Raw genomic sequence first — 10,662 nt, forward strand, 5'->3', positions numbered from 1 at the left:
TCAATTTTTGAAGACTTTTTTCTCGTCCTTTTAGGAACAAAACCATTCAGGTATTTTTCGACTGTTCGGCGATCTACCCCTAATTCCTCTGCCAATTTGCTCTTATTAATTTTCATTTTCATATGCTCCATTATTTGCTTGAATTTTGGTAAGTCTAAAAGACTATTAATCTCAAAATCAACATCGACATTCAATGATATATACATAGCTAGTCACCTCATGACTAGTATGTAGAATGAAAGCAACTTTGTACATATTTATCCAAGCGTTACTGTACATATTTAATGTAGCATTTCTAGGTTGTGAATTTCTCAAATGAAATTAGGGGTTTGTTGGGAATTAAACACGATCAAACAGAGTTAAAAGATGTATTGTATGCATTTAAGGCGAGAGACATCAAGTCGCTGGATCCATTACGCGTTTCCTTTGCGTTAGAAACACATCTTTTAGAGTATTTAGGAGATACACTCATTCGATACGACAACGAGAACAATTGTTTTATACCGCATATTGCCCACCATTTTGATGTAGACACCTCAGGCAAAGTTTGGACGTTCTATTTAAGGAAGGGTGTATTTTTCCATAACCATGACTATGTTACGAGCACTGACGTAGCTTACACGATTAATCGATTTAAGAACACTCCTCCCTCTTATTCGTGGCTTGTTCGAAATATACAAAAGGTGGAGTGTCCTCACCCATATAAGGTGGAAATCCATCTTGATGAGCCCAATCCGTTTCTTTTACGATATCTTTCTGCACCAATATTTTGTATCTTACCAAGCAATGTTGAGTTTGAAGAATTAGAGTGGAGTGGTACGGGTCCATTCCTTGTAAAGGAAAGAACAAATATAAAATTGGTATTACAAGCGAACGATTTCTATTTCAAAGAACGTCCATTAATAGACGAGATTCAGTTCTACCATGTATCGAATGAAGCTGTAAAAATGCTTTATCTTTCAAGTGAGGAGGATATGTCTCAGATAAAACCAACCAGGCATAAGATTACGAATTCCGGAGTGCAACTATTATCTTTTAACCTAAATCGAAAGAATATTATCCAGCAGAAAACCTTCAGAGAAGCCATATTCCATTTATTTGACGTACAAAAAATGGCAAAGGACTTAGAAATAGATTTGGTTGAGGCAAGTAGCCTTGACATAGAACGTTCAAAATCAAGATCAAAGTCATCAAATGATATTCAAACACTCATTCAATTATCTGGCTATGGAGGAGAAATTCTAAATCTCTATTGCTTTGATCACGAACGCGCTCGTAGAGAAGGAGAGTGGTTAAAAAAGGAAGCAAATAAATATGGTGTTCACATGAATGTCTATCCAACTTCATACCCTGACGTTTTAAAAGAGGGAATTGAGGAAGAGATTGATATGTTAATCATGGGTTTGTCACTTTCTTTTGATAAACACCTTGCATTCTCATATGCTTTTATGAATAAATCATTTATGTTTAATAGGTTGTTTTCAAAGAAGATTGAGGAACTTGTACATAGAAAAATAAGATTATTTGAGCTTGAAAGTGATATTGTAAAGAGGACACAAATAATGGATGAAGTCGAACTCTATCTACAATCTGAGCTTGCGATGTTCTTTTTATATCATCCTATTATAACTAGAAACTTAGACTCTAACATAAGGGATGTTGAATCGCATTCCTTTGGACATATCGACTATACAAAGGTATGGATTCCAAATTAACTCTGCATTCAGAGGAAAATACAAATGTATGATTTTCATAAAATATAAGGTGAGAGGAAACATGCACGCTTTTTAGTGGGACAGTGATTCCACTTCTCACCTTATTGGAATCCATTTGGATTGGCACCACCTTGAATAGGGACACATACACTATGGTGCAGCCTATTTGAGGAGGAGAGATCATATGGACAGACAAATGTTTGGAATGTTCCCAGGTTATGGCTATGGTCAAGGTGGTTTTTACCCAGGTTATGGCTATGGTCATGGCGGATTTTACCCAGGCTATGGCTATCACCATGGTCACGGCGGATTCTATCCAGGCTATGGCTATCACCATGGTCACGGTGGATTCTATCCAGGACATGGCTATCACCACGGCCACGGCGGATTCTATCCAGGGTTTGGCAGATAAGTAAAAACGTCTAGTATTGAGAGTGCTACTTTCCAATAAGTAGCACTCTTTTTCTGGTATTAGAGTGCAACATACATATAATATTATCTTTTTAAGTTGTCTCACCATTGTGATATTCCAAAATTTGAAATAAAAAATGAACCTTTCCCTCCCCTCATTGGTATAAGAAGTAAGAACAAAAAATGAGGGAGTGTTAGAGATGACGACAATCACGGGGATGGTTGTGAGTTCTATTGTTGTTGCAATTCTTGGAACGGTTTTCGCGATGGTGATTGGTTCAATGAATAAGAAGGTTGTCCGTGATCATAATGGGAAAATTGATTTTACGAAATCAAACATCTATTTTTATTGGTCAAGATGGGATACGATTATTACAATAGCGGCTGTGTATACCTTTTTATGTATCACTGGGCTTTTGGTTTTCCTTTTACGAGGGGACAACATCAACAGTCCTATCATCCAGTTTTTCATTCATCAAACTTTTGTTTTTAGCTTGATTACATTTTTATGGTTCATTACGAAGCTTGCTTATGTATATAAAGGAATAAAAGAGCGGTGGTCTGATGAGTTACAGTAGGGCGGAGGAGGCAATCCTGAAATTTCAAAAAGGGGACAAGGAAGCACTCGAGGTTATTTACAATGTCTACAGGGCCCCTTTGTATCAGTTTATTTTTCGGTATACGAACAACGAACAGCTCAGCATTGACCTTGTTCAGGACACCTTTGAAAAACTCCAACGCAACTTTCAACAATTTGATCAGGAAAAAGGAAAATTTAAAACCTACCTCTATCAGATTGCCTATAATGCAATGATGACGAGGCTGAGGCGACAAAACGTATTTCGTACTTTATTACCGATTCTGGCGGACCGACATCCACATCACGAAAACTCCGATGAAAAAATGACCGTTCAATCTGCCATTCAATCGCTGCCGGAGGATTTACGGGCTATTGTGTTGCTAACCTACTACCATGATCTTACACAAAAAGAAATCTCCATGATTCTGCACATCCCGGTCGGAACGGTAAAATCCAAGCTGCATCGTGCCTTAAGAAAATTACGAGAAGAATTAGAGGTGAATGAGGATTGAATCACGATCAATTTGAAAAAGAATTAAAAGAAAAGCTCGATCAATTTACCGTTGAAGTACCTGACTTTCCGATGAAAAAGTCACGACTGAGCCGAATGGCGAACTGGTTTTTTAATCCGGTTTCGATTCCGTTCCCTGAAGTGGGATATAAAAAGAACGCATTTCTGTCGATTTCTTGGTTGCCTATACTGATTTTACCTTTAACATTTGTGCTATTCTTATTGTAAAAAAGTAACGAGGGATTTCTTTTCCCTCGTTTTTTTTTCGTATGTTGAATGGTATCGTATCAGTTCAAACAGATTCTCACATAAATGAACAATTAGGAGCAAACGCTATATTGAGAAAATGAATTTAGGAGGTTGCCTTATATGAAAGTTGTTGGGATATCAGGTTCACTGATTGGTGCAAAAACATCGAAGGCCGTCTACGAAGTGTTAGCGGCGATTAAATCACAGGATTTCTCTGTTCAAATAGAATTACTTGATCTAAAGGATTTCGAAATGGATTTTGTAAATGGAAGTCCACTAAGCTTTTACAATGATGATACCATTAAAGTAGTCAATAAAATGTTAGAGGCAGACATGCTTGTCTTCGGATCGCCGATTTATCAGGCGTCGATTTCAGGGGTACTGAAAAATCTACTAGACTTTTTTCCGGTCGATTCCTTCAAAAATAAAGTGACCGGGATCATTACAACCGGTGGAACAGAAAAACACTTCCTTGTTTCAGAATACCATCTAAAGCCTATCCTTTCGTATTTAAAAGGCACAGTACCTGTGCATCAAGTTTTTATTCACAATGACGAATTCGATGATGACAACGAAATTACCAATAAAGGACTACTAAAACGAATAAACAAACTGGCTGAGGAAATGATCTCTCTGCAAAACAGCATGAGTAAGTGAAAACAGACAACACCTGTTTACATGATCCCAATTGTAATTCGGGGTCATTTTTTATACACTTTTTCAAAAGTGTCGGATAAGCAACGAATCCAACATACTGTTGGTGTCCTCCTGTTTTTGTCCTTGTTATAGTTAAGATACAACATACATAATAGGAGGAATTAAGAATGGTTAAAATCGGTATTATTACGGGAAGTACAAGAGATTCAAGGGTAAACCTACAAGTTGCAGAATGGGTGAAATCGATCGCGGACAAACGAACAGACGCAGAATTTGAATTGGTCGATATTAAGGATTATAACTTACCAAAATTCAATGAACCGATTCCGGCGATTATGTCTCAGGATTATCAAGCACCAGAAGCACATGCTTGGTCTAAAAAAATTGACAGTCTTGACGGATTTATTTTTGTTACGCCAGAGTATAATAAGGCTGTGACGTCAGGATTAAAGGATGCAATTGATTATTTATACGTGGAGTGGAACCATAAAGCCGCAGGAATTGTAAGCTACGGATCGACATTGGGTGTAACAGCGGCAAACAATTTACGTCTCATTTTAACGGTACCAAAGGTAGCAACCGTGGGACCTTCTGTAGCAATGAGCCTGTTCACTGATTTTCAAGATATGAGTAAATTTCATCCAGCACCATACCACGTGGATTCCTTAAATAATACACTAGACGATGTTGTCGCTTGGTCGACTGCATTGAAAGGAATTAGACAAGGCGTTTTAGTATAACGATTCATAAAAAAGGAGAAATCACCATGCCGTATGTATTACAGGTAGATTTTAAAATGGAAGGACCATTTGGAGATGAAATGGCAAATGCATTTATAGATTTAGCGAAAAGCATTACGGAGGAACCAGGGTTCATCTGGAAAATCTGGACAGAGAATCCCGAAGCAAAAGAAGCGGGTGGGATATATTTGTTCGAGACAAAAGAAACCGCTGAACAATATCTTGACATGCATACGAAACGATTAGGTGGTTTTGGAATAAAAGGGGTAAACGGAAAAATCTTTGCTATCAATTCCAAACTAACCGAGATCACGAAAGGTCCGGTAAAATGAAACAGGAGAAGTTGATTCTAATTAGAGTCTACTTCTCTTTTTTTAGTATTAGTGTGGCTTGGTCAGTGGGAACCTCAATGGTCTCAGGAAAAATAAATGTCCACGGCATGCTGGTTTTAGGTGGTACCTGAAGTGTAGGGTAGGTAAATTTGTGCTCGGCTAACCGATTATCCCCGACCCAAATGTCCAGTGGTGTATTTTCAAAAATGAGAGTTCGCTCCGTTCTATTATGAATGATTGCTGTAACTAGACGTTCGTTCTTATGGTTTACTGCAATTCGGATGGTTGTGAATGTAACTCCCGTATCTAAGTGTGCAACAGCCTCTTGAAAAATTCGTTCAATTTCTTCTCTGTCCTTCTGCGCAATCGTCCGATCCCACGCATCTTCAAATACTAGTTTTTGCATGTGCTCACCTCTTCTTCCTCTGATTATAGCAGAGTCACCGAACTTTCATACGCTTTTTGTTGAGTCCTATCCAAATCACACTCCATATTTTACCTTAACGTTGGTTATGCTAAACTTTAATGTAGTTGAACGAAAAGGAGTTCTTTCACATGGTTGCATTTTTCGAAAGTTTTCATCCGGTTATGCAAGCCTTACTTGCTACGTTGTTTACGTGGGGGATGACAGCGCTTGGGGCCACCCTTGTTTTTGCTACGAAGACCATCAATCAGCGGCTTTTAGATAGTATGTTAGGTTTTGCTGGGGGTGTGATGATTGCCGCCAGTTATTGGTCACTATTAGGACCGGCGATTGAGATGTCAAGCAACAACCCAATTGGTGCATGGTTTCCAGCCGCCTTCGGATTCTTATTAGGAGGCATTTTTCTATGGGGGATCGATAAGATTCTGCCTCATTTACATCCAAATGCACCAATTAAAGATGCAGAAGGACTTCATTCAAAAGGTCAAAAAAGAAGTACCCTTCTAGTCCTCGCAATCACGTTACATAATATTCCTGAGGGTCTTGCGGTGGGAATTGCGTTTGGTGCCCTTGCAAATGGGGGAACAGAAGCATCCTTAGCAGGTGCGTTAACATTGGCGCTGGGAATCGGAATTCAAAACTTCCCTGAGGGTATTGCGGTTTCGATGCCATTAAGAGGAGATGGTATGTCGCAGAGAAAAAGCTTTTTCTACGGACAATTTTCAGGAATGGTTGAACCAATCGCTGCTGTTATCGGAGCAATTGCTGTTTCCTTCATTGAACCCTTGCTTCCGTATGCTTTAAGTTTTGCAGCAGGTGCCATGATTTTCGTTGTCGCGGAAGAAGTGATTCCAAGCTCACTGGAAAAAGGAAATAAAGATCTCGCCTCAATGAGCCTCATGATAGGTTTTGTCGTGATGATGATTCTGGATGTGGCGTTAGGATAGAAATATTCGTCTACTGTCAGACCGAAGAACCGTGCATATACGCCCGGTTCTTTTTAGCTTTATATGCATGTTTTTCCAATTTATGAAGCAAACTAAACCATCATATCATAGGTGGGTATTCGCATGTCTTTTTTCAAAAAAAATAAGAAGGAACCTCAACAGCAACAATCCAACCCTATTAGAAATGTACAACCTAACGAGGACCTAATTAGCACACAACTTGAAGAGAATCTTACTCATGTAAAAAACATTTTCAGTAAAACACCTGATTTAGTTGTGACAAACCTTGTGATTAAACAAACAAATACTAACGCTACACTCGTCTATTTAAGTGAACTTACTGATTCTACGATGGTCAATGAGCATGTATTACAACCATTGTTATTTCAGGTTGATGTGAAAAATGAGAATCCCACACCAAAGGTTTCAATCGCCCAAATCAAGGAAGTAAAAACATGGTCACAAATTACAGATGGAATTTTACAAGGAAAAAGTATATTATTTGTGGACCAATCTGAAGTGTCATTCCTTTTAGATACTGGAAAATGGCCAGAACGTTCGATTGAAGATACTCCGATTGAATCTTCCATTTATGCAGAACATATCGGGTTTACTGAATCGGGAAGCAAAAATATAGCGCTCATACGCAAGCATATTCAAAATCAAAACTTGAAAATAAAAGAATACATTTTTGGAGAAAGAGGGAAAACAAAGGTCTCCATTTTATATTTAGACGATGTTGCCAACCCGGAGTTGATTAAGGAACTTGAAACCCGTCTTAAAAAAATTAAGGTGGATAGTATTACAAATTGTGTGGTGTTAGAAGAATACATTGAGGATAACCCTTATTCACCATTTCCACAATTTCTTATAACGGAGCGAACTGATTTTGCAGCTTCGGAAATTTTAGCTGGAAGAATGGTCATGGTGGTGGATGGAGCACCAAATGTCTTAGTGGCTCCAACGAATTTTTTTTCCTTTTTTAAAAGCATGGATGATTATACCTCACGTTGGTTGGTCGCATCCTTTATCCGCCTATTAAGATACCTTGGTTTTTTTATGGCCATCTTTTTACCGGCGACTTATATCGCTGTGATTGCGTTTCATTTCGAAGTCATTCCATTGAAATTGCTTATGTCCATTGGAGTTTCAAGGGAAAAAGTGCCATTTCCGCCGTTCATTGAAGCATTAATTATGGAGATTGCCCTAGAGATGCTTCGTGAGGCCGGAATTCGACTCCCCGCAAAGATTGGGCAAACCGTTGGAATCGTCGGTGGTATTGTCATTGGACAGGCTGCGGTACAGGCCGGAATTGTCAGCAATATTATGGTTATTGTTGTCGCATTAACCGCCGTTGCCTCTTTTATCATCCCCAATTATCAAATGGGAGCCTCCATCAGGCTTATTCGATTTCCGATGATGATTATGGCCTCTTTATTTGGTTTTGTTGGATTAAGTGTAGGTTTAATGATTTTAATCATCCATTTTATTGAGTTGAAATCACTGGGCATCTCCTATGCTAGTCCCGTATCCCCGTTACGAATTCAGGATTGGAGGGATTTGTTTATTCGTTTTCCACAATGGTCAATTCTCAAACGCCCAGTTAGTTCTTTGGCGATTCAATTGAGAAGGGCCGATTCCAGTCGTCCAAAGGGTGACAATAAATGATGAATGTTCAAGGAAAACAAATTACATTGTTACAGTTCATCTTATTAATTCATGGTGTTCAAGTTGGGGTTGGCGTCCTTACCTTACCTCGAGATTTAGCAGTAAAGGCAGGAACTGATGGGTGGATTGGCATTATTTTAGGGTGGTTCATCGCTACAACTACAAGTTTAATTATTATTCAAGTTATGAAAAAACACCCGAATGGAACGATTCTTGACCTACTGACATTTTACTTTGGAAAGTGGGGAGGTAAAGTGGGTGGGGTGGTCCTGGGATTGTATTTTGCTCTTTTAGCCCTCTACTCGTTTATTACAGAAGCGATGTTTATCCAAGCCTGGGTCCTACCTCGAGCATCCATCTCTTTACTGGTGATATTGTTAGCGATCCCTTCGTATTTATTGGTCCGTAACAATATTCAAATTATAGGCAGATATTCTGTGGTTGTTTTTTTTATGACGATTTGGATCGTTTTCCTATATTTGCTCTCTTTAAAAGAAGCCCAATTTCTGAATCTACTTCCCCTCCTAAAGGAAGGCTGGCATCCAGTTATTAAAACTGTAAAAATAACCATCATCACATTTGTTGGCTTTGAAATCGCCTTTTTCCTTTATCCTTTTTTACAAAAGAAGGAATACGCTTCAATCGGGGTCGTTATTGCGAATACAATAACAATGTTTGCCTACTTGATGATTACGCTTGTGGCATTTGTCGTTTTTAGTCCTGATGAAATTGCAAAATATAATGAACCAACCATCACCATTTTGAAGGTCATTGAGCTTACAATTATCGAGCGATTAGAAATTGTTTTGTTCGCTTTATATATATTTGTCATGTCTACAAAAGTCCTCCCACTTATGTTTGTATCTGTCTTTAGTACAAGTTGGTTATTTGGTAAAGAGGAACACACAAAACCGTTATTTTGGTTACTCGTATTTAGTGTGATTTATGTTACTTTGTTTCCTCCTTCCGTAAATATTAGTTTGATATGGAGTAATAAATTAGAGAAACTAAGTTTCCTCTTTACCTACGCATTCCCTATTTGTTTTTGGGGATATGTCCTCATCCATGGCTTTTTTAAAAGGAGGAGCAAGTAATGAAACGTTGGTTCCATACTTTTATGATTATTCCACTTTTAATGATGCTCACTAGCTGTGGATACCAAGTTCCTTTAGAAGATACGACGATTGTCCTCATCTTAGGGATTGATCTTGATGAAGACAATAATCTTATTTTCTATGAATCCAGCCCTGTATTTAATAAGGGAGCGAAGGTTCAAACCGAGACCTATCGTACAAAAGCCGATACGATACGAGATTCTAAAAAGTATTTTGATGCAGTAGAAAGTGGCGAGGTGTCAGGTGCCAAAATCCAGATCCTCTTATTGGGAAAAAAGGTTGTGGAACATGAAAATTGGTTTCCAATATTAGATACGTTGTACAGGAACAGTAATTTTTCGCTTAATACAAGAGTTGTCGTTGTGGACGGTCAGGTATCAGAAGTTATCAACTATCAGCCGAAAAGCAATGCCTATCTTGTCATGTATTTGAAGAATGTCATTGATAAAAATCATAAACGAACGCGGACGGAAAAAGGGACGCTTCAACAGCTCCATTCTGAGTTTTATGATAAGGGAGTGACACCAGCTTTATCCAACGTGAAAAAGGATGAAAGGGTTGAAGTGATTGGAAACGTGTTGCTCGATAATCGTGGGAAATATGCAGATTCACTAGATTTATCGGAATCAACGTTATTCCTGTTTTTAAAACATAATGGGAAACATCAAATTAGTTACACAACAATCACAATACCGACTGATAAGGAGGACGGAATTTTTCATAAGCACGATTTGAGTTTTGAGGTAACAAATGTGAAGTCCAAAATTAAAACATCGCACGAAAAGGACAAGTTTACATTTGATGTCAAAGTCTCCATGTCCATTCTTATTCTCGAAAGCCTATTATCTATGGATATGAAAACAAATGAAGCGAAAATCAAGGAAATCATTGAGGAACGGTTGAAAACGGAATATGAAAAACTGTTTAAAAAGATCCAAACACATAAAATCGACCCAATAGGATTTGGCATCTACGCCAGAGCCTATGAATACGAACATTTCAAGAAAGTCCAAGATAATTGGGGGGAAGCCCTATCCCAAGCCGACATCAACGTATCCGTCGAAATTGACATCAAAGGCATGGGCACCGTCAACGAAACCAGTAAGTAACCAAAGGGTTCCCTCAGGCGCCACACGGGCGCCACAGGGACGGTTCGAGGTCACTGAAAAACGTTTCCAAATAACTGGAAAACCGTAGGTTTTCATAAAAAAATACAAAAAACCCCCGATTTTGGTAAAATAGAGTTGTCGAAAAACTATCACCAAAAAGGGGGATTTTTTATGCTTAAAAGCAGAAAACAATTAAGCATGTAC

General features: G+C 38.5%; 13 protein-coding genes and 1 pseudogene. 12 read left to right on the top strand and 2 right to left on the bottom strand.

What is annotated here, in order from left to right; translation table 11 throughout:
- Positions 1-206: pseudogene (locus E1I69_RS22885) on the bottom strand (IS21 family transposase); the annotation flags it as partial.
- A gap of 126 nt (positions 207-332) precedes the next feature.
- Between E1I69_RS22885 and E1I69_RS22890 the strand changes: the two are divergent.
- The 8 genes from E1I69_RS22890 to E1I69_RS22925 all read left to right on the top strand — a co-directional run bounded on the left by E1I69_RS22890 (position 333) and on the right by E1I69_RS22925 (position 5,195).
- Positions 333-1,715 (top strand): ABC transporter substrate-binding protein, encoded by a 1,383-nt coding sequence (locus E1I69_RS22890; RefSeq protein WP_161974969.1) that lies wholly within the window; start codon positions 333-335, stop codon positions 1,713-1,715.
- A gap of 184 nt (positions 1,716-1,899) precedes the next feature.
- Entirely contained in the window at positions 1,900-2,127 is a 228-nt protein-coding gene (locus E1I69_RS22895) for a hypothetical protein (RefSeq protein ID WP_136381830.1), read from the top strand.
- A gap of 199 nt (positions 2,128-2,326) precedes the next feature.
- Positions 2,327-2,704 carry a hypothetical protein gene (locus E1I69_RS22900; protein WP_136381831.1) on the top strand — a complete coding sequence of 126 codons (378 nt, stop codon included), beginning with the start codon at positions 2,327-2,329 and terminating at the stop codon, positions 2,702-2,704.
- Positions 2,691-3,218 (top strand): RNA polymerase sigma factor, encoded by a 528-nt coding sequence (locus tag E1I69_RS22905; RefSeq protein ID WP_136381832.1) that lies wholly within the window; start codon positions 2,691-2,693, stop codon positions 3,216-3,218. The genes E1I69_RS22900 and E1I69_RS22905 overlap by 14 nt, the downstream gene beginning before the upstream one ends.
- Complete coding sequence (locus E1I69_RS22910; RefSeq protein ID WP_136381833.1) at positions 3,215-3,445, top strand: hypothetical protein; 231 nt, start codon at positions 3,215-3,217, stop codon at positions 3,443-3,445. Before E1I69_RS22905 ends, E1I69_RS22910 begins: the two co-directional genes overlap by 4 nt.
- A 141-nt stretch (positions 3,446-3,586) precedes the next feature.
- Complete coding sequence (locus E1I69_RS22915) at positions 3,587-4,123, top strand: NADPH-dependent FMN reductase (RefSeq protein WP_136381834.1); 537 nt, start codon at positions 3,587-3,589, stop codon at positions 4,121-4,123.
- A 167-nt stretch (positions 4,124-4,290) separates the two neighbouring features.
- On the top strand, positions 4,291-4,863 hold the full coding sequence (locus tag E1I69_RS22920) for an NADPH-dependent FMN reductase (RefSeq protein ID WP_136381835.1): 573 nt from the start codon (positions 4,291-4,293) through the stop codon (positions 4,861-4,863).
- A 26-nt stretch (positions 4,864-4,889) separates the two neighbouring features.
- Positions 4,890-5,195, top strand: a complete 306-nt coding sequence (locus E1I69_RS22925; protein WP_136381836.1) for a monooxygenase — start codon at positions 4,890-4,892, stop codon at positions 5,193-5,195.
- Positions 5,196-5,223: 28 nt separating this feature from the next.
- On the opposite strand, the gene E1I69_RS22930 is transcribed toward E1I69_RS22925, so the two are convergent.
- The gene (locus E1I69_RS22930) at positions 5,224-5,601 is read right to left on the bottom strand and encodes an SLAP domain-containing protein (RefSeq protein WP_136381837.1); all 378 of its coding nucleotides are present in this window, start codon (positions 5,599-5,601) and stop codon (positions 5,224-5,226) included.
- 149 nt (positions 5,602-5,750) lie between these two features.
- Between E1I69_RS22930 and E1I69_RS22935 the strand changes: the two genes are divergently transcribed.
- The 4 genes from E1I69_RS22935 to E1I69_RS22950 all read left to right on the top strand — a co-directional run bounded on the left by E1I69_RS22935 (position 5,751) and on the right by E1I69_RS22950 (position 10,458).
- A complete protein-coding gene (locus E1I69_RS22935) occupies positions 5,751-6,566 on the top strand; it encodes a ZIP family metal transporter (protein ID WP_136381838.1) in 816 nt (271 codons plus the stop codon).
- 123 nt (positions 6,567-6,689) lie between these two features.
- Positions 6,690-8,234, top strand: coding sequence for a spore germination protein (locus E1I69_RS22940; RefSeq protein WP_136381839.1), 1,545 nt, complete (start codon positions 6,690-6,692; stop codon positions 8,232-8,234).
- Positions 8,231-9,328, top strand: coding sequence for a GerAB/ArcD/ProY family transporter (locus E1I69_RS22945; protein WP_136381840.1), 1,098 nt, complete (start codon positions 8,231-8,233; stop codon positions 9,326-9,328). Before E1I69_RS22940 ends, E1I69_RS22945 begins: the two co-directional genes overlap by 4 nt.
- Entirely contained in the window at positions 9,328-10,458 is a 1,131-nt protein-coding gene (locus E1I69_RS22950; protein WP_136381841.1) for a Ger(x)C family spore germination protein, read from the top strand. Before E1I69_RS22945 ends, E1I69_RS22950 begins: the two co-directional genes overlap by 1 nt.
- Positions 10,459-10,662 lie beyond the last annotated feature (204 nt).

This window comes from Bacillus timonensis (genome assembly GCF_004799755.1).
Taxonomy (GTDB): domain Bacteria; phylum Bacillota; class Bacilli; order Bacillales; family Bacillaceae_L; genus Ferdinandcohnia; species Ferdinandcohnia timonensis_A.